This window comes from Pigmentiphaga sp. MLSB6-MA01 (genome assembly GCF_058793475.1).
In genome coordinates, this window is sequence record NZ_JBXAFV010000011.1 from 173,058 (window position 1) to 196,124 (window position 23,067).

21 protein-coding genes are annotated in these 23,067 nt (G+C 67.4%); 4 read left to right on the plus strand and 17 right to left on the minus strand.

Going from position 1 to position 23,067, the window contains the following annotated elements; translation table 11 throughout:
* Positions 1-21: 21 nt before the first annotated feature.
* The 8 genes from AC1Q6E_RS18775 to AC1Q6E_RS18810 all read right to left on the minus strand — a co-directional run bounded on the left by AC1Q6E_RS18775 (position 22) and on the right by AC1Q6E_RS18810 (position 9,210).
* Entirely contained in the window at positions 22-756 is a 735-nt protein-coding gene (locus tag AC1Q6E_RS18775; protein WP_152797296.1) for an enoyl-CoA hydratase/isomerase family protein, read from the minus strand.
* Positions 753-3,113 (minus strand): xanthine dehydrogenase family protein molybdopterin-binding subunit, encoded by a 2,361-nt coding sequence (locus tag AC1Q6E_RS18780; protein WP_296555334.1) that lies wholly within the window; start codon positions 3,111-3,113, stop codon positions 753-755. The genes AC1Q6E_RS18775 and AC1Q6E_RS18780 overlap by 4 nt, the downstream gene beginning before the upstream one ends.
* Entirely contained in the window at positions 3,106-3,603 is a 498-nt protein-coding gene (locus tag AC1Q6E_RS18785; RefSeq protein ID WP_152797295.1) for a (2Fe-2S)-binding protein, read from the minus strand. The genes AC1Q6E_RS18780 and AC1Q6E_RS18785 overlap by 8 nt, the downstream gene beginning before the upstream one ends.
* On the minus strand, positions 3,600-4,055 hold the full coding sequence (locus AC1Q6E_RS18790; RefSeq protein ID WP_152797292.1) for an SRPBCC family protein: 456 nt from the start codon (positions 4,053-4,055) through the stop codon (positions 3,600-3,602). The genes AC1Q6E_RS18785 and AC1Q6E_RS18790 overlap by 4 nt, the downstream gene beginning before the upstream one ends.
* Positions 4,056-4,098: 43 nt before the next feature.
* Positions 4,099-4,890 carry an FAD binding domain-containing protein gene (locus AC1Q6E_RS18795; protein WP_296555330.1) on the minus strand — a complete coding sequence of 264 codons (792 nt, stop codon included), beginning with the start codon at positions 4,888-4,890 and terminating at the stop codon, positions 4,099-4,101.
* 141 nt (positions 4,891-5,031) lie between these two features.
* Positions 5,032-6,195, minus strand: a complete 1,164-nt coding sequence (locus AC1Q6E_RS18800; RefSeq protein ID WP_152797291.1) for an acyl-CoA dehydrogenase family protein — start codon at positions 6,193-6,195, stop codon at positions 5,032-5,034.
* Between the two features lie 30 nt (positions 6,196-6,225).
* The gene (locus AC1Q6E_RS18805; protein WP_152797289.1) at positions 6,226-8,346 is read right to left on the minus strand and encodes an acetate--CoA ligase family protein; all 2,121 of its coding nucleotides are present in this window, start codon (positions 8,344-8,346) and stop codon (positions 6,226-6,228) included.
* A gap of 21 nt (positions 8,347-8,367) precedes the next feature.
* Positions 8,368-9,210, minus strand: a complete 843-nt coding sequence (locus AC1Q6E_RS18810) for a p-hydroxycinnamoyl CoA hydratase/lyase (protein WP_152797287.1) — start codon at positions 9,208-9,210, stop codon at positions 8,368-8,370.
* Between the two features lie 307 nt (positions 9,211-9,517).
* On the opposite strand from AC1Q6E_RS18810, the gene AC1Q6E_RS18815 reads away from it, so the two are divergent.
* Positions 9,518-10,504: a Bug family tripartite tricarboxylate transporter substrate binding protein gene (locus AC1Q6E_RS18815; RefSeq protein ID WP_492573274.1), complete on the plus strand. Its 987-nt coding sequence runs from the start codon at positions 9,518-9,520 to the stop codon at positions 10,502-10,504.
* A 23-nt stretch (positions 10,505-10,527) separates the two neighbouring features.
* Positions 10,528-12,246, plus strand: coding sequence for a CocE/NonD family hydrolase (locus tag AC1Q6E_RS18820; protein WP_492573275.1), 1,719 nt, complete (start codon positions 10,528-10,530; stop codon positions 12,244-12,246).
* A gap of 3 nt (positions 12,247-12,249) precedes the next feature.
* On the opposite strand, the gene AC1Q6E_RS18825 is transcribed toward AC1Q6E_RS18820, so the two are convergent.
* The 3 genes from AC1Q6E_RS18825 to AC1Q6E_RS18835 all read right to left on the minus strand — a co-directional run bounded on the left by AC1Q6E_RS18825 (position 12,250) and on the right by AC1Q6E_RS18835 (position 14,494).
* Entirely contained in the window at positions 12,250-12,624 is a 375-nt protein-coding gene (locus AC1Q6E_RS18825; protein ID WP_152797279.1) for a VOC family protein, read from the minus strand.
* Between the two features lie 64 nt (positions 12,625-12,688).
* Positions 12,689-13,378 carry a helix-turn-helix transcriptional regulator gene (locus tag AC1Q6E_RS18830; protein WP_492573276.1) on the minus strand — a complete coding sequence of 230 codons (690 nt, stop codon included), beginning with the start codon at positions 13,376-13,378 and terminating at the stop codon, positions 12,689-12,691.
* An 18-nt stretch (positions 13,379-13,396) separates the two neighbouring features.
* Entirely contained in the window at positions 13,397-14,494 is a 1,098-nt protein-coding gene (locus AC1Q6E_RS18835; protein WP_492573294.1) for an enoyl-CoA hydratase/isomerase family protein, read from the minus strand.
* 194 nt (positions 14,495-14,688) lie between these two features.
* On the opposite strand from AC1Q6E_RS18835, the gene AC1Q6E_RS18840 reads away from it, so the two are divergent.
* Together AC1Q6E_RS18840 and AC1Q6E_RS18845 are read left to right on the plus strand one after the other, a co-directional pair.
* Positions 14,689-15,783, plus strand: coding sequence for an F-box protein (locus AC1Q6E_RS18840; RefSeq protein ID WP_492573277.1), 1,095 nt, complete (start codon positions 14,689-14,691; stop codon positions 15,781-15,783).
* 33 nt (positions 15,784-15,816) lie between these two features.
* Entirely contained in the window at positions 15,817-16,977 is a 1,161-nt protein-coding gene (locus AC1Q6E_RS18845; RefSeq protein WP_492573278.1) for an F-box protein, read from the plus strand.
* On the opposite strand, the gene AC1Q6E_RS18850 is transcribed toward AC1Q6E_RS18845, so the two are convergent.
* From AC1Q6E_RS18850 to purF, 6 genes are all read right to left on the minus strand, one after another.
* The gene (locus tag AC1Q6E_RS18850) at positions 16,974-17,489 is read right to left on the minus strand and encodes a disulfide bond formation protein B (RefSeq protein ID WP_492573279.1); all 516 of its coding nucleotides are present in this window, start codon (positions 17,487-17,489) and stop codon (positions 16,974-16,976) included. The genes AC1Q6E_RS18845 and AC1Q6E_RS18850 overlap by 4 nt on opposite strands.
* A 21-nt stretch (positions 17,490-17,510) precedes the next feature.
* A complete protein-coding gene (locus tag AC1Q6E_RS18855; protein WP_152798154.1) occupies positions 17,511-18,218 on the minus strand; it encodes a MarC family protein in 708 nt (235 codons plus the stop codon).
* A gap of 24 nt (positions 18,219-18,242) precedes the next feature.
* Positions 18,243-19,004, minus strand: coding sequence for a uroporphyrinogen-III C-methyltransferase (gene cobA / locus AC1Q6E_RS18860; protein WP_296554601.1), 762 nt, complete (start codon positions 19,002-19,004; stop codon positions 18,243-18,245).
* A 3-nt stretch (positions 19,005-19,007) separates the two neighbouring features.
* A complete protein-coding gene (locus AC1Q6E_RS18865) occupies positions 19,008-19,526 on the minus strand; it encodes a DUF934 domain-containing protein (RefSeq protein WP_152798156.1) in 519 nt (172 codons plus the stop codon).
* Positions 19,519-21,252 carry a nitrite/sulfite reductase gene (locus AC1Q6E_RS18870; RefSeq protein WP_152798157.1) on the minus strand — a complete coding sequence of 578 codons (1,734 nt, stop codon included), beginning with the start codon at positions 21,250-21,252 and terminating at the stop codon, positions 19,519-19,521. Before AC1Q6E_RS18870 ends, AC1Q6E_RS18865 begins: the two co-directional genes overlap by 8 nt.
* Before the next feature lie 277 nt (positions 21,253-21,529).
* On the minus strand, positions 21,530-23,050 hold the full coding sequence (purF, locus tag AC1Q6E_RS18875; protein ID WP_492573280.1) for an amidophosphoribosyltransferase: 1,521 nt from the start codon (positions 23,048-23,050) through the stop codon (positions 21,530-21,532).
* Positions 23,051-23,067 lie beyond the last annotated feature (17 nt).

Here is a 23,067-nt window from a genome sequence, read left to right on the forward strand (position 1 = left end):
TCTCCTCTGTAAAGCGTGTCGTCACGCCGGCCGCTCGAACTTGGCCGATAGCGCGGTGCCGGACAAGTGCCCGGCGAGGCTGCTGGAGGTGCCGACCGGCAGTCCCGGCGCCAGCTCCATGAATTGTTTGACCGCGCGCACCGTGACCGGGCTGCACTCCAGGATCGTGGCCGCGATGCGGTCAGCCCGCGACCGCAGCTCGGCGCGCGGCACGACCTCGCTGGCCAGACCGGCCTGCCAGGCCTCGCGGGCGCCCACCAGGTCCCGCGTCAGTACCATGCGCGCGATCGTCTTCATCGGCACCCGGCCGATCAGCGCCGACATCACCAGGGCGGGAGGAATGTCGCGCTCCATCTCGGGAATCTGGAAGCTTGCGTCATCGGCGGCCAGCGTGATGTCGCACACGCCCGCCAGGGCGCAGCCGACGCCATAGGCCTTGCCATGCACGACGGACAGCACGGGCACCGGCGCCATCTTGAGCGCGTCATACAGCGCGAGCGCCGGCATCGCCACATTGCGCCGCAGGGCCTCGCCGGTCGGCGTCGAGCCCGGCTTGGGCATGGGCGAGACCCGCCCGGCGCAAAAATCCTCGCCCTCGCCCGACACCCGGATCAAGCGGACCTGCTCGTCCAGGTTGGAGACGGCATCGATGATCAACTGCCCCATCTCGGCGCTCATGAGATTGCCGTTCCCGGGGGTGTTCAACACGATGTCCAGCAGGCCCGAATGGCTGCGGACCAATACCGGTTCGCTCATGGCTGTACTCCCTGTGCGCGTTGTATGGCCGACCAGATCGCGGAGGGGGTGGCCGGCATGGGCAGTTCCTCTTGCGTGATGCCGCGCAGCGCGTCGGCCAGCGCGTTGAAAATGGCGGCCGTGGCCGGCGTGATGCCGCTCTCGCCGCCGCCCTTGACCCCCAGCGCGTTGCCGTGGGTGCGGTCCTCGGTCAGTTCCACGTCGAAGCGCCGCGGGATCGCTCCCGCGCGCGCCACGCCGTAGTCCATGTACGAACCGCTGAAGATCTGTCCGCTTTCCGGATCGACGTGGTAGTCCTCGAGAAAGGCCTGCCCTATGCCCTGCGCCAGGCCGCCATGCACCTGGCCTTCGACGATGAGCGGATTGATCGGGCGTCCGACGTCGTCGATGGACGTATAGCGCACGATCTCCACGTCGCCGGTCTCGGGATCGATCTCCAGTTCGCAGACCGCCGTGCCCGTGGGATGGGCGGCGATGCGCCCATTGAACTCGGCGTCGACGTAAAAGCGGCGCTCTTCCGGATGACCGGGAATGCCCTCGCGCCCGATATGGGCCGCGATCTCGCCCAGGCCGGCCACGCGCTGCCCGGCCGGGTCGCGCACGCGGCCGTCCTCGTAACGCAGGTCCTGAACCGGAACGCCCCACATCGATGCCGCGGCCGACAGCGCCATGGACCGCAGGCGCTCGCCGGCCTGCAACAGCAGATGCCCCACCAGGCGCATGGAACGGTCCGAATGCGAACCGCCCCCCACCTTGACGAAGCACGAATCGCCGGTGCGCATGGTGATGGCCTCGAACGGCACGCCCAGTTCGTCGGCCAGCACCTGCACGAAGCTGGTCTCGTGCCCTTGCCCCGTGCTTTGCGTGCCGACCACGAAATCGACATGGCCATCGGTGCCCAGCGTGATCTCGATGCGCTCGCGCGGCGCACCCACCGGCGACTCCACATAATTGGCCAGCCCGGTGCCCAGCAATTTGCCGCGCGCGCGCGCATCGCGCTTGCGCTGCCCGGCCTCGCTCCACTGCGATACCACCAGGGCCCGCTCCATGTTGGCCGCGAAGCCGCCGCTGTCGTAGGTCAGCCCCATGGGACTGTGATACGGCATCTGCGCCGGCTGGATGAGATTGCGCCGGCGCAGTTCGATGCGGTCCATGCCCATCTCGTCGGCGGCCACGTCCAGCATCCGTTCCATCACGTGCGTGGCTTCCGGACGGCCCGCGCCCCGATAAGGGCCGGTGGGCGGCGTGTTCGTCAGCACCGCGGACAGCAGCGCCGTGGCCGCGGGCACGTGGTAGACCGTGGTCATGATGCGCGAGCCGTTGGCCAGCGGTACATACGACACGGTATGGGCGCCGATGTTGCCGACGATCTCGTTGTCTATGCCCAGGATGCGCCCTTCCGCATCGAATGCGATGGCCGCCCGTATGACCTGGTCGCGCCCCTGGTAGTCCGACAGGAAAGCCTCGTTGCGGTCGCTGGTCCACTTCACCGGCTGCCCGACCCGGCGCGCGGCCCAGAGCACCGCGAGCTGATCGGGATTCACGCAGCTGCGCGGACCGAAGCCGCCGCCCACGTCTGGTGACACCACCCGCAATTTCGCCGGGGATATCCCCAATGCATCGGCGATGCACATCTGCTGGCGCGTCACGCCCTGGCTACCCGAGATCAGCAGGTATTCGCCTGAGCCTTCGTCGAAGCTGCCCAGCGCCGAGCGCGGTTCCATCTGGCAATTGACGATGCGGCTGTTGCGAAACTCCCGACGCACGACGCGATGGGCGCGGGCAAACGCCTCGCGCACCGCGGCCTCGTCGCCCACCCGGGCCTGGAAGCACAGGTTGCGCGGCGCGCCGTCCCACAATTGCGGCGCCCCTTCGTCCATGGCCTGCACCGCGTCCACCACGGCCGGCAGGGGATCGTAGTCGATCAGCACCATTTCGCAGGCGTCGCGCGCCTCGCGCATGCTGCGGGCCACCACCAGCACCACCGGCTCGCCGACGTGGCGCACGCGGTCCACCACCAAGGGCAGATGCCGCTGGTTGAAAATGCTGCCGGTCAGCGAATGCTGAAAGGCACGCTCCTTGAAGGCCACGGCGTCGGCGGGATTGGGAATGTGGTCCATGCCGCGCAAGCCGTCGTCCAGGTAATCCTGGCCGCGCAGCACGGCGATCACCCCGGGCGCCTGCGATGCCGCCTCGATGTCGATGCCACGGATGACGGCATGGGCATGGGTGGACCGCACGAACGCGCCGTAGGCCTGGCCGGGCAGATTCACGTCGTCGGTATAGCGGCCCTGGCCCCGCACCAGCCGCTGGTCTTCGGCGCGCGGACGCGGCTGGCCGACCAATCGGCTATCCATGCTGCCTCCCGACGGGCTTGCCCGCTTCGATACGGGCATGGGCCGCGTGCTTGACCGCCTCGATGATGTTGACGTAGCCGGTGCAGCGGCAGATGTTTCCTTCCAGGGCGCGATGGATCCGCTCATCGTCCAGCGAACCATCGGTGTCCAGGTAGTAGTCGATCGCCATCATCATGCCCGGCGTACAGAAACCGCATTGCAGGCCATGGCAGGCGACGAAAGCCGCCGGCACCTCGCCCAGTTGCTGCGGCGTCGACAACCCTTCCACGGTCAGCACCTCGCCGCCGCTGGCCTGCGCGGCCAGCACCGTGCACGACTTGACCGCGGCGCCGTCGAGCTTGACCGTGCATGCGCCGCACTGGCTGGTATCGCAGCCGACGTGGGTGCCGGTCAGGCCCAGTTCGCCGCGCAGCAGCTCCACCAGCAGGGTGCGGTCATCCACCTCGCGGCTCGTCGCCACGCCATTGACGCGCAGTTCCACACGACTCATGGCGCGACCTTCTCTTCCACCTTGACGCTGAAGCGTTCGAAGAACTGGGCCGCCATCTTGTTGGCGACCGAGCCCACCAGCCGCGCGCCGATCTGCGCGAGCTTGCCGCCGACCTGGGCCTGGGCCACGTAGGTCAGTACCGTGCCCTCCCCGTCTTCGGCCAATTCGACGTCGGCCACCATCTTCCCGAAGCCGGCAATGCCGCCGTCGCCCTGGCCGATGATGCGATAGCCCTGCGGCGCGCGCTTGTCCGCGATACTCAGGGTTCCCTTGAAGCGTGCCTTCACCGGGCCGATCGCGGCCACCACCACGGCGGCGTATTCATCCTGCGCCTCGCCGGCGTTGAATGACTCGCAGCCAGGCACGCATGCCTGCAGGATTTCCGGGGTGTTCAGGTATTCCCACACCCGTTCACGGGGCGCCCGCAGCGTATGCGATCCTTTCAGTTCCATGACTTCTCCACCTTGCTCGGCCTCGCTCCGGGCCGTCCACGATTCAAGATAATTGCGCCCAGGCGCGCCGCGCCATCACCCGCACCAGGTTGGCGCGATAGGCGGCGCTGCCCGCGCGGTCCTCGTTCAGTTCATCGGCATCCAGGGGAACCGTGGCCAGCGCCCCGGCGTCGCCGCTGGCCAGCGCCGCCTCCGCCTCGTGCCAGCGGAATACACAGGGCCCGGCCCCGGTCACCGCCACCCGCACGCCCTGCGCGGTATCGGCGACGAACACGCCCGTTACCGCATAGCCCGTGGCCTTGTGGCGATACTTGGCATAAGCGCTGCGGCGGGGAATGGGAAATTCGAAGCCCACGATGATCTCGCCCGGGGCCAGCGCGGTTTCGAACATGCCGGTAAAGAAATCATCGGCGGCGATGCGCCGCTGGCTGCTTATCACGGTCGCCCCCAGCCCCAGCACGGCGGCCGGATAGTCGGCGGAGGGATCGTTGTTGGCCACGGATCCGCCCATGGTGCCGCGGTTGCGCACCTGCGGATCGGCGATCAGGCCTGCCAGGGCAGCCAGGCCCGGAATGGCCTCGTCCACCAGGGCCGATTCGGCCACCTGCGCGTGACGCGTGGCGGCACCGATTTTCAGCATGTCGCCGTCGCGCGAGATGCCTTGCAACTCCGGCAGGCGCGTCAGGTCCACCAGGTGCGAAGGCGCCGCCAGCCGCTGCTTGAGCGTGGGCACCAGGGTCATGCCGCCCGACAGGGGGCGGGCTTCGGGCTCGCGGGCCAGGCAGTCCAGCGCTTCCTGCAAGGTGGCCGGACGCACATAGCTCAGGGGGTACACATTGTCTCCGTCATTCTCGTGGGCGGCCGCGACATACCGCGCCGCCTGATCCCCGCTAACTGTAGAAGAAACCTCGCAAAGGCTGAAACACGGGTTTGCGATGGTCTCACAAACATTTTCGATAAGTCGCGAAAATGGCGCTCAATCCTGGTAGCGCTTGAGCATGGTACGCGCGATCACCAGTTGCAGGACCTGGCTGGTACCTTCGTAGATGCGCAGCGCCCGGGCATCGCGGTACAGGCGTTCGACGTTGTATTCGGCCACATAGCCGGAGCCGCCGTGGATCTGCAGGGCGCGGTCGGCGATGCGCGACAGCGCCTCCGAGCAGAAATACTTGGCGGCCGCGGCCTGGTTGCGCACATCTTCTCCGCGCGCCAGGGCCTGGCCCGCCTGCATCACCAGCGCGTGTCCGGCCAGGTATTCGGTTTCGGAATCGGCCAGCATGGCCTGCACCAGTTGGAATTCGGCGATGGGCTGGCCGAACTGCTTGCGCTGCAGGGCGTAGCGCGCCGCTTCGTCGATCAGCCGGCGCGCCATGCCCAGCCCCGAAGCCGCCACGCTGATGCGGCCGTGATCCAGCACCTGCATGGCGGTCCTGAAGCCCTGCCCCAGCGCGGACTCGCCGCCTATCACGTTGGATACCGGCACCCGCACGTTCTCGAAGATCACGTCGCTGATGGGCGAGCCGCGCTGGCCCAGCTTCTTCTCGGACTTGCCTACGTGCAGCCCCGGGGTATCGCGATCGACCAGAATGGCGCTGATGCCGGCCGCGCCCGGCCGGGACGGGTCGGTGCGCGCCATGACGGTAAAGACATGGGCACGCGTGGCGTTGGTGATGAAACGCTTGGTGCCGTTGATGACCAGCATGTCGCCGTCCCGCTCGGCACGCGTCCTCAGGCTGGCCGCGTCCGAACCGGCGTCGGGTTCGGTCAGGCAGAATGCCGCGCGCAGCTCGCCGCTGGCCAGGCCCGGCAGATACTTCTGCTTCTGCTCCTCGGTGCCGGCCAGCACCAGGCCCTTGCTGCCTATGCCCACGTTGGGCCAGAACACCAGCCGGAAGGCCGGCGAGGTATAGCTGAAGGCCATCTGCACCTGCAATTCCTGCATCAGGTCCAGCTCGCAGCCCCCGTAGGCTTCGGGAATCCCCAGGCCGAACAGGCCCATTTCCTTCATCTCTTCGATGACTTCGGGCGGCACTTCCTCCTTTTCCTCCACCTGCCGCTCCAGCGGCATCAGGCGTTGGCGGATGAAGCGCTCGACCGTGTCCATCAACTGAGGAAAAGTCTCGCTATCGAATGACGACATAAGATTGCTCTCCGTGGAAGCACGGCGCCCTCAGGGCGCCGGCGCCGCGTCCATGATGAACAGCGCGTCCAGGGCCACGACGCCCTGGCCGGCCGGCAAGGCGATCAACGGATTGATGTCGATCTCCGCGATCCCGGGGTTGGCCAGCATCAAGGCGGACAGGCGCCGCACCACGGCCGCGACCGCCGCCACGTCCACCGGCGGCGCGCCGCGCAGGCCGGACAATAGCCTGGCGCCCTTCAGCCGCTCCAGTTCACGCACGATCTGCGCCTCGGTCAGGTCGGGCGGCAAGAGGCGCACGTCGTGCAAGGCCTCGATCCATATCCCGCCCAGCCCCACCAGCGTCACCACGCCCCAATTGGGATCGCGGCGCCCGCCCACCACCAGCTCCAGGCCGGGGCTGGACATGGCCTCGACCAGCATGCCGTCCAGCGCGATATCCGGGCAATGCCGGGCCACCGAGGACTGGATGCGCTGCCACGCATCGCCCAGCGCCTGGGCATCGCGCAGGTTGACCGCCACCCCGCCCACGTCGCTCTTGTGCATGAGCGTATCGGCCTGCGCCTTGAGCACCACCGGATAGCCGATCTCGCGCGCCAGCGCCTCGGCCTCGGCCGGTGTGCGGGCCAGCCCGCCCCTGGGCGTGGAGATGCCCAGTTCGCGCAGCCATTGCTTGCCTTTGAACTCGGCCAGCGGCCCCGGCCGGAGATCGTCGCGGCGCAGGCCGGCTTGCGCCCCGCTGCGCTCGGCCGCCTCGGCATGCAGGCGTCCGTAGCGGTGTACATGGGCCATGGCGCGCATGGCGCGGTCGGGCGACCGCAGGAACGGCATGCCGCTCGCATGGACCCGCTCCAGGAATTCGCCGCCCAGCGGGCCGCTGTCGCCCATGATGACGAAGCACACCGGCTTGCGCGATGCCTGCATCACCGGCAGCAGCGAATCCGCCTTGGCCAGTTGCTGCGCGGGCGAGCCGCCCATCAGCGGCATGATCAGGCTGCCCACGCCGGGATCGTCCAGGATGGCCTGCGCCGACAGCCCGAAGATCTCCGGCTTCTGCATGCCGATCGCCGTCAGGTCCAGCGGATTGTCGGGCGCCATGAAGTCCGGCAGGATCTGCGACAAGGCCTGCATCGTGGCGGGCTGGAAATCGGCCAGTTGCAGGCCGATGTCTTCGCAGAAATCCAGCGCCAGTCCGCGCAGCGCGCCCGAGTTCGACGCCACCGCCGCCCTGCCTTCGGTCACGGGCCGCGGGTAGCGCGCCAGGATGGCCGTCACATCGAACATTTCGTCCATGCTGTCGACCACCACCACGCCTTCGCGCTCGACCAGCGTGCGCATGACCTGGTGATCGCCCGCCAACGCGCCCGTGTGCGACTTGGCCGCCTCGCGGGCGCGCTGGCTGCGGCCCGGGTGCATCAACACGATGGGCTTGCCCAGCTCGCGCGCGCGGCGCGCCACGCGCAGGAATTCGGCCGGCTTGCGCAGCATTTCGACGAACACCGCGAAGGCATCGACGTCGGGCGCGTCGACCAGCGCGGACAGGAAGTCCTCCGCGCCCAGCACCGCTTCGTTGCCGGTCGAGATCGAGAACGAGACGCCCAGCCCGCGTCCCAGGAACGCCTGGCGCAAGTTGCCGTTCATCGCCCCGCTCTGGGCCACGATGCCTATGCGCGGACCGGTGCGGACCGGCGCCGGCTGCACCGGTTCGAACGTAAGCGGAACGGCATCGGCGAAGTTGATGAAACCCAGGCAGTTGGGCCCCAGGACGGCCACGCCATGGCGCTGCGCGATGGCGGCCATGGTTTCTTGCGCGGCCCGGCCTTCGTCGCCCATTTCGGCAAAGCCCGAGGCGAACACCACCGCCGCGCCCACGCCCCGGCGCCCGCAGGCCGCGACCGAATCGGCCACCGCCACCTGCGGCACCACCAGCACGGCCACGTCCACGCCTTCCGGCAGTTCATCGATGGACTTGAAACAACGGATGCCGTTGACCTCGTCCCGGCTGCGGCTGACCAGATGCAGTTGCCCGGCATAACCGAAGCGCTGCAGGTTGGCCAGCAGCAGGCCGCTGACCGAACCCGGTTCGGGCGAAGCGCCGACCACGGCGATCGACTTGGGCCGCAGCAGGCGGTCCAGAGCGAATGAAGACATGCGATACCCCTTCGTGCCGTCTTAGCGCTGATACGCGCCGAGGCCGGGCTTGAACGACTTGTCGTCGAGGAATTGCTTCATGGCGTTGTCGCGGCCACGCTCCGGATCGTGGAAGGTGGACTGGTCGACCTTGGCCATCAGGTAGTCCGTCGCCTGTTCCCAGCTCATCTCGGCCGCCATGCGATGGGCGATCTTGGCCGTGCGCAGCACGGTGGGATTCTTCTCCATCAGGACCTTGGCCAGTTGGCGGGTGCGCTCACGCAGGCGCTCGCGCGGCACGGCTTCGTTGACCAGGCCGATATCGGCGGCGCGGCGGCCATCGAAAGTCTCGCCCGTCATCACGTAGTACATGGCTTCGCGCTCGCGCACCAGCGAGGCCACCGCGCGGCTGACGACGCCGGCGGGGATGATGCCCCAGTTGATCTCGGAAAGCCCGAACTGGGCTTCCTCGGCGGCGATCGCCAGGTCGCAGGACACCAGCGGCGTGAAAGCGCCGCCGAAGCACCAGCCGTTGACCATGGCGATGGTGGGCTTGGCGTAGAAGCGCAGCTGGCGCCATTGCCACTGGGCGTTGGCGCGGTACAGCTTGATGCGCTCCTTGGGATCGTTGTCGGTGCCCCGGAAGTACTCACGCAGGTCCATCCCGGCCGAGAACGCGTCGCCCGCGCCGGTCAGCACCAGGACCTTGCAACGTTCGTCCGACTCCAATTCCTCCAACACCCGGACCATGTTGTAGACGATGCCCGGGTTGATGGCGTTGCGTTTCGTGGGCCGGTTCAAGGTGACCCATGCGATGCCGTCTTCGAAATCGACGAGTACGGGCGATTGGTCGTTGGACTGGGCGGCTGTCTGGTTGGCGCTCATGGCTTGTCTCCTCGTGGATGCCGGATGAATTGCGTACGACCCATTATATAAGACTACTTTATATAAGGAAACATTCTTTTATCCAGGGAATTGCCACCTCGGGTTTCCTCTAGTGACAAGCGCATTTTGCCGTGCGCCACGGCTCGGGGTTTTCCTTGATCGTCGATATTATTTTTATCCATATAATTTTATCGACAAAAATTTCCATTGATATCTTTATCGATTTTTTCGTCACCCCACTGAACGGCACGATAAGACGCGCGCCCCGACCCCGTCGGGAATACCCGCCATGGAGGAGGAACACATCATGAAGAACCCGGTTTTTCTGGTTGGACTTTCCACAGCCTGCCTCGCAGCCCTGACCTCTGCCACCCCCGCCGCCTACGGCGATACGTTTCCCGACCGCCCCATCAAACTGATCCTGCCCTTTTCGCCGGGCGGCAACCCCGACACCGTGTCGCGCATCCTTGCCCAGGAAATGGGCAAGCGGCTCAAGCAGCCCGTCATCGTGGAGAACCGCGCGGGCGCCAACTCCATCATCGCGTCGGACCTCGTGGCCAAGGCACCGGCCGATGGCCATACCCTGCTCTACACGACCGGCTCGCACGTCATCAACCCGCTGCTGTACAAATCGCTGCCCTACAACACCGCCAAGGATTTCGTCCCCGTCGTGCTCGTGGGATCGACCCGCGGCCAGGTACTCGTGGTGACGCCGTCCCTGCCGGTCAAGAGCGTGCAGGACCTGATCAGGCTCGCCGCGCCGGCGACCTCCAACATTCCCTACGGCTCGGCCGGCATCGGCAACACCATGCATCTGGTCGCCGAATACTTCAACTACAAGGCGGGCACGCATCTCGTCCACGTTCCCTACAAAGGCGCCGCCCCCGCCATGAACGCGGTCATGTCGGGCGAGGTGAAACTGGCCTTCCTCAACCCGGTCTCGGCGATCGAACAGGTCAAGAGCGGAACGCTGCGCGCGATCGCGGTGACCGGCTCGACCCGCTTCCCGCAATTGCCCGACGTGCCGACAGTGGAAGAAGCCGGCGTCGCCGGCTATGAAGTCCAGGGCGGCTGGCAAGGCGCGCTGGCCCCGGCGGGCACGCCGCCCGAGATCGTGGCCCGGCTGAACCGCGCCTTCAACGATGCGCTGGCCTCGCCCGCCCTCAAGGAACGCCTCGCCTCCATGGGGCTGGACGTGGCGGGCGGCTCGCCCCAGGACATGGCGAACTACCTCGCCAAGGAAACCGCGACCTACACAGACATCATGCAGGCCGCCAAGATCGAAAAACAATAGCCAGACAACGTGGAGACCAGACCGTGACCGCATCGCCCGCCCCAGCCCCGAACCCTGCCGCCCCCCATACGCTCGTCTTCGAGAAAGACGTCGACATCCCGATGGACGACGGCACCATCCTGAAAGCGAACGTCTTTCGCCCCGCCGAACCAGGGCGCTACCCGGTCGTCATGGCGCAAGGGGTCTACGGCAAAGACGTTCATTTTGCCGACGGCTTCAAGCCGCAATGGGAAAAACTGCAACGCCTGCATCCCGGCCTGTGCCAGGACGGCTCGACCGGCCGCTACCTGCGTTGGGAAACCGTCGACCCCGAGCGATGGGTGCCCGACGGTTACGTGGTCATCCACGTCGACGCCCGCGGCAGCGGCAAGTCGCCGGGCTACCTCGACCCCATGTCGCCGCGCGAAATCCAGGACTACCGCGACGCCATCGAATGGGCCGGCACCCAATCGTGGAGCAACGGCAAGGTCGGCCTGATCGGCATCTCTTACTACGCCGCCACCCAATGGCGTGTCGCCGCGCTGCGTCCCAGGCACCTGGCCGCCATCGTGCCCTGGGAGGGCCGATCCGATCACTACCGCGACTATGGCTACCACGGCGGCATCCGCAGCAACAGCTTCCTCAACTCATGGTGGCCCAAGCAGGTGCTGTCCAACCAGCACGGCAACGGCGATACCCCCTACCGCGACCGCGACGACGGCCAGCCCACCACCGGCCCCGCGCTGAACGCAGCCTTGCTGGCCGCCAACCGCAGCGACTACCCCGCGGAAATGGCGCGGCACGGCTTGTGCGACGCCTGGCACAAGGAACGCACGCCCGACCTTTCCCGCATCGCCGTCCCCGTCCTGTCCGCCGGCAACTGGGGCGGCCCCGGCAACCATTTGCGCGGCAACATCGAAGGCTATCTGCGCGCCGGCTCTACCCAGAAATGGTTGTCCATGCATATCGGCACCCACTACGAGAGCTTCTACCTGCCTCGCTACATCGCGCTGCAAAAACAGTTCTTCGACCACTTCCTGAAAGGCCTGCCCAATGGCTGGGACCAGACCCCGCCCGTCCTGCTGTCCATCCGCACCATAGACGGCGAAACCCGCCGCGCCGAACACGAGTTCCCGCTCGCGCGCACCCAGTGGACCAGGTTCTACCTGCATCCCGGCAATGCGACCCTCGACACCGCCGCCCCCGCCCAAGACACCCACGCCGGCTTCCAGGCCCAGCAGGACCGCCTGGACTTCACGACCCCCGCCTTCGAAGCCGCGACCGAGATCACCGGCTTCATCCCGTTGCGCATCTGGGTCTCCTCCTCTACCCGGGATGCCGACCTCTTCGCCGTCCTCCGGCTCTTCGATCCCGACGGCAAGGAAATCGTCTTCGACGGCGCCCACGAACCCACGCCGCTGACCCGGGGATGGCTGCGCGCATCGCACCGCAAGGTCGACGAACAGATGTCCATGCCTTACCGGATCTTCCATGCCCACGACGACATCCAGAAGATCGAACCCGGTACCGCCCATCCCCTGGACCTCGAAATCTGGCCCACCTCCATTGTCATCCCGCGCGGCTACCGCCTGCGCCTGACGATACAGGGCAAGGATTTCGAATTCGAAGGCATCAAGGGACGGCTCACCCACACCGACCCCACGGATCGCGGCGGCCAGGATTTCCAGGGCCGCACCACCCTGTACAGCGGGCCGGGAAAGGCATCCTATCTGACCCTGCCCATCATCCCGGCCAGTAACTGAAGGCTATCGTGCCGCTTCGGGGGCGAACACACGCAGGCGATGCCCATCCGGATCCCGCGCGACGAAGGAGCGGCCGAACTCCAGGGTCGCGGGCGGCATGAGCAGCGGAATGCCGCGCGCCGTCCAGTCCGCGCAGCGCGCATCGACGGCGTCGTAGCTTTCCATGCGGAAGACGATCTCGCTGCCGCCGGCCGGTGCGCCGGCCGGCGGCTCCACCGTGTGCCGGGACCACAGGCCGAGCATCAGGCCGGTGTCCAGCATGAACAGCACGAAGGTGGGCGAGGACTCGATCGGGCGGGCGCCCAGCAGGTCCGCGTAGAAGCGGCCGCTGGCCTCTGGTTGATCGACGTAGAGAATGACGAAGTTCGGATGATTCATGATGCCGCTCCTGGTTGAAAGGCGTGTCCAGGATAGCGATCCATACTGCCAATTTCTGTCAGCATTAAACTTCTTGCGGGGGAATGCCCTCTTTCTCGCGCCACGCCTTGAGCAAGGCCTGGCGCCGGCGCGGGTAGCGCAGGCCGGTGGCGCTCATGGCCTGGATGCGGTCGGTGCGGAAATGGCGGAAATCCTGCCGCAGCTCGCACCAGCCCAGCACCACGCGCGACTGCTCGAAGAACCCCAGGCCGAATGGCCAGATGAGGCGCTGCGAGGCGGCGCCGCCGCCATCGCGATAGACGATGTCGAGCTTGTGCTCGGTGCGGATCGCGCGCCGGATCTCGGACAGGTCCACCTGTTCCTGCGGGGCCGCGGGGCCCACCAGCAGCGCGGAGGTGTCCAGGCCGTGGCGCAGGTCGTCGGGGAGCACGGCCGCGATCTTGGCCAGCGCGTTGCGGGCAGCCCAGGCCAGCGGTTCGTCGGTGCGGCGGGCCACCCAGCGCGATCCCAGCACCAGGGCCTCGATCTCTTCTTCCGAGAACATCATGGGCGGCAGCAGGAAACCCGGCTTGAGCACGTAGCCCAGGCCGGGCTCGCCCTCGATCTGCGCGCCCAGGGCCTGCAGGCTGGCGATGTCGCGATAGAGCGTACGCAGGCTCACGCCCAGCTCCCCGGCCAGCAGCTTGCCGCTGACCGGCCGCTTGCGGCGCCGCAGGGCCTGGAGCAAGGCAAACAGCCGTTCGGACCGGGACATGGCGGCTGGGCGCGGACGCTATCCGGCCAGCGTCCGCAGCGAGGCAGGCACGGGAAAATCCGCGGCCATGTCGCGGAAGGCCTTGTCCGCCCAGGCTGTCCCGACCTCGGTTCCATGGGTAGCCTTCCAGGCGGGCTGGCGGTCCTTGTCGATCAGCAGGGCCCGGATGCCTTCCTGGAAATCGCCGCGGGTGCAGCACCACAGGGCAACCTGGTACTCCAGCTGGAAGACCTGGGCCAGCGACATGTGGCGCGTGCGCCGCTGCAACTCCCAGGCCAGCCGCGCGGTGCTGGGAGAGCCCTTGGCGAGCGCGTCGCGCGCCCCTTCCAGCCAGGGATCCGCGCCCTCGTATTGAAGAATGGCGCCGATGACATCGTCCAGCGTCGGCGCCCTGCACAGCGCCGCCACGGTATCCAGATTGCGCCGCAGCGGCCCCTGCGCGGGTTCCGGCGCGACATGGCAGGCATCGAGCACGTCGTGCAGCAGCAGGTCGTCCGTCCGCCGCTCGCCGGCCCAATCCTGCCGGGCCAGCGCATCCAGCACCTGCTGCTTGCGGCTCTGCGGAATGTGATAGTCGGCCCAGCCGGCGAACAACGCGTCGGCCGCTTGCAGCGTGGCGCCGGTCAGCCCCAGGAACAGCCCCGACTTGCCGGGCATGCGGTTCAGGGCCCACGACATGCCCACGTCGGGAAACAGGCCGATGACGATCTCGGGCATGGCCAGGCGCGAAGTTTCGGTGACGACTCGGTGGCTGGCCCCCATCATCAGACCCATGCCCCCGCCCATGACGATGCCGCCGCCCCAGCACAGCAAGGGCTTGGGGTAGACGTGGATGGCGTGGTTCAGGCCATATTCCCGCTCGAAGAAGCGCGCGACGCGGCGCGGCGGGCCGTCGCCCCGGTGGTCGTGCATCTCGCGGTACACGCTTCGCAGGTCGCCGCCGGCGCATAGCGCCCGCCCCTCGCCCTCCAGCACCACCAGCGCGATGGCCGGATCGGCGGCCCAGGCATCCAGGCGAGCCGCGAGCAGGTCCGCCATTTCCAGCGACAAGGCGTTCAGCGTCGCCTGGGCATCGAGCGTGGCCACGCCCAGGCGATGCCCGCCCTGGGTGGCCATTTCGCGAAACCCGACCGGCGGCCTGGTTTCCCCCTGCTGTTTCCCGGACTCACTCACACGATTTCTCCGTGGCGCCAATGTAGCGACGATAACCCATGTCCCGGGGGAACCCACCCGGCCCGCGGGGACGCCGGCCGGGAACCATGCCCCGGCCATCGTTACTTATCGGTATCGATTCCTCTTCTGGAAAAATCATGATACCGGGCAGTACCGGCGGCCCTCTGCCCCCCCTCCCCCCCGCAACGGCGCAGAACTCCACGCATGAGCGGGATCGGCCGGCGGGCACGCCCTCCCCTCGGCGATATCGCGACGCCGGCGAACTGCCGGCCGCGCACGCCCAGGGGCGCCGTCCACCCGCGGCCCTGGCCCTCCGCCCTTCCCTCGCCGCCGCCAATCCGCCGTTTCCGCTCGGCCAACTGCCCACGGAACTCCAGCAGCAGGTATTGCCGCATCTCGATGCCGAGTCCCTGGCCATGCTGGCGCGAACGTCGAAGGCCATGCACGCGATGGTGCACGGCCACCCACCGACGCCGGGTACATTCCGCGCCGCGCGTTTCATGTCCACGCTGTCGGCGGCAGGAGCCGGACCGCTCGCCCCCGACCTCGTGGAACTGCACGCCTGTGTGGAGCATTTTTCGAAGGATCAGTTTCAGTTTCTCGTGGCTATGGCCTTGCGGGAATCCGAGGCCGGGTTCGAACACACCGATCTGCTCGGCCCCTTGCTCAACAAGAGCTCCCGGCATGACGCGGAGCAAATCGCCCAGGCGCTGGACAAGATGGATGCCCCCCTGTACGCGGGCGACGCCCCTGAACAGGTCAATCGCGACGCACGCGGCCAGGTGCTGGTCCAGGCGCTCATCGACATGGGCCGGCCGAAACACGGCGATGTCTACGAGCCGCTGATGGAACGCCTGGCAAGGTCAGACGACTATGCGATCAAGCCTTTCATGCTGCAACAACTGCACCGGCATATCGAGCGCATGCCGGACGCCGCCAGGGATCGCATCTGCGCGGCGCTGCTGGACAGAGACGGCGGCGCCAGGGAGCGGCAGTTGCTCGCCCATGAAATGTTCCGGCTGTTGCCTCACCTGTCTTCCGACGCCCAGGACCTGGTCTACGACAAGACCCGGGACCTCTTCCAGGAACTGGGGCCGCTGCCCGACGACCGCGCCAAGAGGCGGTTGAGGGAAATCCTGTACAGCGAGCGCCTGATAGGCGATGCACTCCCGGATCGGCCGGACCAGCGCCTGAAATGGAACGCCTTGATCGACAGCACGATCGCGGCCTAGGCACCAGCGGACATTGCTCGAAACAGGAAAATCATGCCTTCAGTCAACAGCCCGCTTTCCTCTCCCTCCGCCCTGGCCGGAACCGCCGCTCAGGGCCTGGCCCCGGCGGGCGGCCCACCGCCCGCCGGCACATCGCCCCCGCCCGCGCCGCACCGCGACCCTTTCCAGCCGCCGGCCATCCACCTGGCCGGGCGGCGCAGGCCCTCGGGGCTGATCCCGCCTTCGTCCGGGCCGTCGCCGACGTTTGCCGGGCTGCCGCTGGAGATGCAGCACGCGGTGCTGTCCCAGCTCCCCGCCAAGGATACGGCCAGGGTTGCCCAGACCTCGAAGCAGATGCGGGACGTGGTCGAGAGCCATCCCCATGCGGCACGTCTCCAGCGCTTCATGTCCACCCCGCCGCCCCCCTTGCCCGACCCGGCCTATCTCGAGGAACTGCGGGCGTGCTCGGCCCATCTGGCAACCGACGATGTCCAGGCCCTTGCACAATGGGGCCTGAAACCCCGTGACCGGGTCCCCCGCCCCTGGCTGCTCGGCCCGCTGCTCAGCGGCAGGGGCAAGCACGATGCCGAGCGGGTCGCGCAGGCGATGGATCCTGCCCCGCAGACTCCCGCCACACGGCATGCCAGGCCCAACGACCCCATACACGCCATGATGGAACGCGGCCGCCTGAGCGCCTTGCAGATAGCGGACGCAACGGATCCGCGTCCGCCCAGCACCGCCACCCGACAGCGGCGCGGCGACACCCTGGTCGCGATACTCGGCGACCTCGGCCAATCGCAGGACCCCGGCATCTACGAACCGTTCCTGGAGCGTTGCGCGCGGCCGTCGCAGTATTTGATCGACCATATCGATCTCGGCCCTGTTTTCGGCCGGATCCCTTCATTCGCCAGCGACCGGATATGCGCGGCCCTGCTGCACGAAACCAGCAATGAGGATACCTTTCTCGACAAGCGCCGCCTGGCCGTCTCCAAGCTGTTCCTGGCATCCGGGCCCCTGTCTCGCGACAGCCAGAATGCCATCCATGATCGCGCGCGGGAACTGTTCGGCTCCCCTGGACATCTGCTTGACGGCTCTTCGCTGCTGGGTACCTACCGAATAATTTTCTCGGCGCAGAATATCGCCACGCGATTTCCCGATTCTCCCGAACAGCGCGACAAGTGGAATGCTTTCCGGGAGGAGATGCTGCCGACCTAGTGCGCCGCCCCAGCAAACAAGGATCGCGGGCGCCGGCGCAGCAGCAATGCCGCCACGCCCGCCACCGCCAGCACCGCGAACAGCAGCACGCTCCATATTTCGTAGCGTACGCCCAGCAGGTCCACCACCGCGTCGGCGCAGGTCGCGTAGATGCCGAACACCGACGGCAGCGTTCCGTCCAGGCCGGAACCGGTCATGAAACGATCGGCGAAGGTCTGGTCGCAGCTCATCAACTGGGACGCGACATTGTGCTGGTAGATGGCGGTGGCCACGCCGGCCAGGGCCAGCAGCGCAACGATGCCCGAGCAAGCCTTCTGCGCCGGCGCGAACCGCCGCAGCATCAATCCCAGCACTGCGAATACCGCAATGACGAGATAGATCAGGCGTTGCAGCACGCACCAGGCGCAGGGCTGCATATCGAAGACATGCTGCGATACCAGCGCGACCGCCACGGCCCCCAGGCTGGCGATGGCGGTGAATGCAAGCAGGCGGTCAACGAGTACGGTTTTCATGGATAAAGGCCGCGAGGGCTCTCAGGTAGGTGGGGGCAACGGGACCTGGCGCAGCACGCTCAGGAGCAGCTCGGAGGCCCCATCCCATACGATCTGGACCCCCAGGCAAAGCAGAATGAATGCTGACAACCGCAGGAACACGACAGTTCCCGTGTCGCCCAGCAGGCGCAGCAGTTGCTGCGCATAACGGAAGCACAGCAGCACCGACGCCCCCACCAGGGCCAGGCCCAGGACCGCGCCGGCGATGCGCGTACCGCTGACGAACAGCGAGGCATGGTCGTGCAGGCTGGCGCCCACGGTGATGGCGGCGGCGATGGAACCCGGACCGCAGGCAATGGGAAACGTCAAGGGATAGAAGGCCCTGCGATTGGCCATTTCGGCCGTGAAACCCTCGGCCAGGCGGGCCGAACGCTCGGCCCCGCCGTCGCTGGAGTTGAGCAGGCGCCAGGCGCTGGCCACCACCAGCAGCCCCCCGCCCACGCGGACGATGGCCAGCGAGATGCCGAAGAAATCGAGCACGACCGAGCCAGTCAGCATCGCCGCGAACAGCAGCAGGAACACATTGCGGGCGATCCTGGCCGCGAGCACTTCCCGCACGGCGGCGGAAGCGCCCTCGGTCAGGGACAGGAAAATCGGTGCCGTCGCCGTCGGATTCAGGATGGGAAGCAGCGTCGCCAGGGCAAACAGGAAACTCTTGCCCAGCGCGAGTCCGTAGTCTTCGATCAACATGATCGAAGTGTAAGAGAAATGAAGTCAGGCCGCAGCGGTCCGCAGCGATTCCTCGTCCAGGCCGCCGGCGGCCTGCCCGAGCAGGCCGGCGTAGATATCACCCACCATGATGAGCGCCGGCCCCCCGCCCAGCTCCCGCGCGGTGTCCGGCAGTTGCCCCAGGGTGGTCGGCAGGACCCGCTGGCCGGGCAGGCTGGCGTTCTCGACCAGCACCGCCGGACGCCCCGGTGGCATGCCCGTGGCCATCAGGCCCTGGGCGATCACCTCCGCCTGCCGGCTGGCCATGTACAGCACCACGGTATCGGCGCCCCGGGCGGCGTCCGCCCAGGCATGGGGGCGCTCCCCGCTGCCCACGGCCGGCGTCAGGAACACGACGCTGCGGCTCAGCCCGCGGCGCGTCAGGGACAGGCCCAGCGCCGAACTCGCCCCAAAAGCCGCGCTGATGCCCGGCACGGCCTCGACCTCGATGCCGGCGTCGGCCAGGGCCGCGATTTCTTCCTGCGCACGCCCGAACAACATGGGGTCGCCCCCCTTGAGCCGCACGACACAAGAATAGCGGCGGGCGGCATCGATCAGTTGACGGTTGATGAACTGCTGCACCGTGGACAACTGCCCGCAGCGCTTGCCCACGGCCACGTGACGCGCCTGGGGCGCCAGCGCCAGCACCTCGTCGTCCACCAGCGCATCGTGGAAGAGCACGTCGGCCTGGCCCAGCAACCGGGCCGCGCGCACGGTCAGCAGATCCGCCGCGCCCGGGCCCGCTCCCACCAGATAGACTTTGCCCATCGATCAGCCTTGCCGCGCCGCGAGAACCGGATAGCTCTGCTGGTAGGCGGCCGTGAAGGTGCCGAAGGCCCGGAGCGCCTGCTCGGGGTCGTGTCCATGCTTGACGGCGAAGCTGTCGAAGCCCGACCTCGCCTGGTAGTGGATGGTGTCGATCATCACGTCGCCCACCGCCCGCAGCTCGCCCTGCCAGCCCAGCCGCGTGCGCAGCAGGTAGGCGATGGAATAGCCCCGGCCATCGGTGTAGATGGGGAAATCGACGGCGATCAGCGCCACGCCGGCCGGATCCACCCTGCCATCCTCGGCCAGCTCGGCAGGATCGTCGGCGGGTCCGAGCAGGACGCCCACGGGCCGGCGGCGGCCGCGCAGTTCGGCGCGCGCCGACTGCCAAACGGCCAATGGCACCAGCCAGTCCTCGTCATCGGCCGGCAGCGGCCGGGTCTCGGTGGGCTCGAAACGCTTCCAGGTGTCAACTTCCAGGTCGCGGTGGCGGATCAGCGTGGCGGCTTGCCGCGGCTCAGACATGGGCAGCCTCCGCCAGGGCGGCCTTGGCCTGCTTGCGCTCGGCGTAGACCCGGGTCTTGAAGGGATCGATACCCACGCGCTCGACCACGTCGATGAAACGTTCGGCGTCGCTGTCGCGCAGGTCGATATAGGTCTCCACCAGGTTGGCGACCACGTCGGCCACTTCCCCGCGCGCGAACGACGGACCGATGATGCGGCCGATCGCCGCCCCGCCCCCGCGGGTGGACTCGATGTCGGGCAAGGGCCTGGCGGCCCCGCTCTGGCGTCCGCCCAGCGTGATCTGGTACCACTCCTCGCCCGCCTTGTCCACGCCCAGGATCCCGATGTGGCCCACATGGTGGTGGCCACAGGAGTTGATGCAGCCCGAGATGTTCAGGTCCAGCTCGCCGATCTCGTACAGGTAGTCGAGGTCGTCGAAGCGGCGCTGGATGGCCTCGGCCACCGGAATCGACACCGCGTTGGCCAGCGCGCAGAAGTCGCCGCCGGGGCAGGCGATGATGTTGGTCAGCAGACCGATGTTGGGCGTCGCCAACCCCAGCTTGTCGAGTTCCTTCCACAGCGCATGGAGCTGGCCGCGCGCCACGTCGGCGAACACCAGGTTCTGCTCGTGCGAGACACGCATCTCGCCGAAGCTGTAGCGGTCGGCCAGGTCGGCCACCGCATCCATCTGGTCGGCGGTGATGTCGCCAGGCGGCACGCCCGTGGGCTTGAGCGACAGCGTCACGGCGGCATAGCCATGGACCTTGTGGGGGTGGGTATTGCGGCGCAGCCACTGCGCGAAGCGCGGATCGTTGCCCGCATGCTGGGCCGAGGTGTCGGGTCCCGGGTCCGCCGCGTAGGGCGTCGCCGTGAAACGGCTGGCGATGGCCTGGATCCGTTCCTCGGTCACCGTCTCGGGACCATCCTTCAGATGCTGCCACTCGCGCTCGACCTCTTCGGCGAACACGTGCGGCGTCAATTCCTTGACCAGGATCTTGATGCGCGCCTTGAACTTGTTGTCCCGGCGGCCGTGCAGGTTGTAGACCCGCAGGATGGCCTGCAGGTAGGTCAACAGGTGCTGCCAGGGCACGTAGGGGTTGATCAACTGGCCCACCAGCGGCGTGCGGCCCAGGCCGCCGCCGGCCCAGACGCGGAAGCCGATCCCGCCGTCCTGCTCCACCGCCTGCAGGCCGATGTCGTGCACGCCCACCGCGGCCCGGTCCGTGACCGCGCCGCTGACCGCGATCTTGAACTTGCGGGGCAGGAACGCGAACTCGGGGTGGAAAGTGGACCACTGCCGTATCAGTTCGCACCAGACCAGGGGATTGACGATCTCGTCGGGCGCGACGCCCGCGAACTGGTCGGTGGTGGTGTTGCGGATGTCGTTGCCGCTGGTCTGGATGGAATGCATCTGCACCTTGGCCAGTTCGGCCAGGATGTCGGGCACGTCCTCCAGCTTCGGCCAGTTGAACTGCATGTTCTGCCGGGTGCTGAAGTGTCCGTAGCCGCGGTCCCACTTGCGCGCGATGTAGGCCAGCGTGCGGAGCTGGCGCGAGGCGAGCATGCCGTAGGGCACGGCGATGCGCAGCATGGGCGCGTGGCGCTGGATGTACAGGCCGTTCTGCAGGCGCAGCGTGCGGAAATCGTCCTCGCTCAGTTGCCCGTTGAGGAAACGCCCGGTCTGGTCGCGGAACTGCGCGACGCGTTGATCGACCAGCAACTGGTCGACAGGTTGATACTGGTACATGCGGCAAGCCTCTAGATGTGGCCGGATGGCGGTGGGTGGAGCGCGCCGGCGCCCCGGGCCGGAGCGGGCATGCGTATCCCGCGCGGGCGCGAACCCAGGCTTGCAGCTTACAAAGACCGGCTTATGAATAAAACGACCGGTTCGTAATGTGCATATACTCAAAAACATCTAAAAAAAAGCGGAGGCAAAAACCTCCGCTTATATACATCTACCCAGGGCGCCGCGGATCCGGCTTTGCCGGTCCGCCAGCGCCGCCCCCTTGAGGGGGCGGGGTGGGTCACACCTCGTTCGCGGCGGAGCCCATGTTGACACGCAGGCCGCCGGCGCCGCTGTCCTCGCTACGGCTCTTGCGCATGCGCTCGATGTGGTCCAGGTACTCCGGCGTCACGTCGCCCGTCACGTAGTGGCCGTCGAAGCACGAGGCCTCCAGCTGAGTCAGCGCGGGGTTCATGTCGGTGACCGCCTGGCGCATCGCGGCCAGGTCCTGGTAGATCAGCGCATCGGCGCCGATCACCCGGGCGATTTCTTCGTCGGTGCGGCCATGGGCGATCAGCTCGCTGCGGGTGGGCATGTCGATGCCGTACACGTTCGGGAAGCGCACCGGGGGCGCCGCCGACGCGAAGAACACCTTGTTGGCGCCCGCGGCGCGGGCCATCTCGACGATCTCGCCGCTGGTCGTGCCGCGCACGATGGAGTCATCCACGATCAGCACGTTCTTGCCCTTGAACTCCTCGCTCATGGCGTTGAGCTTCTGGCGCACGGACTTCTTGCGCACCGCCTGCCCGGGCATGATGAAGGTGCGGCCGACGTAGCGGTTCTTGATGAAACCCTCGCGGTAGTCGAGGTTCAGCCGCGCGGCCAGTTGCATCGCCGCCGGCCGGGCCGAGTCGGGGATGGGCATGACCACGTCGACCTCGCCCAGGCGCAGGTTGCGGGCGACCTTGTCCGCTAGGTATTCGCCCATGCGCAGGCGCGCGCCGTACACCGACACGCCGTCCATCAGCGAATCGGGCCGCGCGAAATAGACGTACTCGAAGATGCAGGGGCTGAGCTGCGGATTGTCGGCGCACTGGCGCGCGGCGTAGCGGCCGTCGAGATCGATGAACACGGCTTCGCCCGGCGCGACGTCGCGCTCGAACCTGAAGCCCATGCCTTCGAGCGTGACCGACTCCGATGCCACCATCCACTCGACGCCGCTCTCGGTCTCGACCTTGCCCAGGCACAAGGGCCGGATGCCGTAGGGGTCGCGGAAGGCCAGCATGCCATAGCCGGCGATCTCGGCCACCACCGCGTAGGCGCCGCGCACGCGCCTGTGCACCGCCGACACCGCCTTGAAGATGGCATCCTCGTCCAGCGACACGCCGTTGGACGCACGCTGCAGTTCGTGCGCCAGCACATTCAGCAACACTTCCGAATCGGAATTGGTGTTCATGTGGCGGCGGTCGACGCGGAACAGTTCCTCGCGCAGCGACTCCCAGTTGGTCAGGTTGCCGTTGTGGGCGAAGGTGATGCCGAACGGCGCATTGACGTAGAACGGCTGGGCTTCTTCCGCGCTGGAGCTGGAACCGGCGGTGGGGTAGCGGACCTGGCCGATGCCCGAGTTGCCGGGCAGCGAACGCATGTTGCGCGTCCGGAAGACGTCGCGGACCAGGCCATGCGCCTTGAACATATTGAACGTATTGCCCTGCGACGTGGCGATGCCTGCCGCATCCTGACCGCGGTGCTGCAGCAGCAGCAGACTGTCGTAGAGCAACTGATTAACCGGCGCGTGCGAGACGACACCGACGATTCCACACATGAGAGCCTCTTATCAGC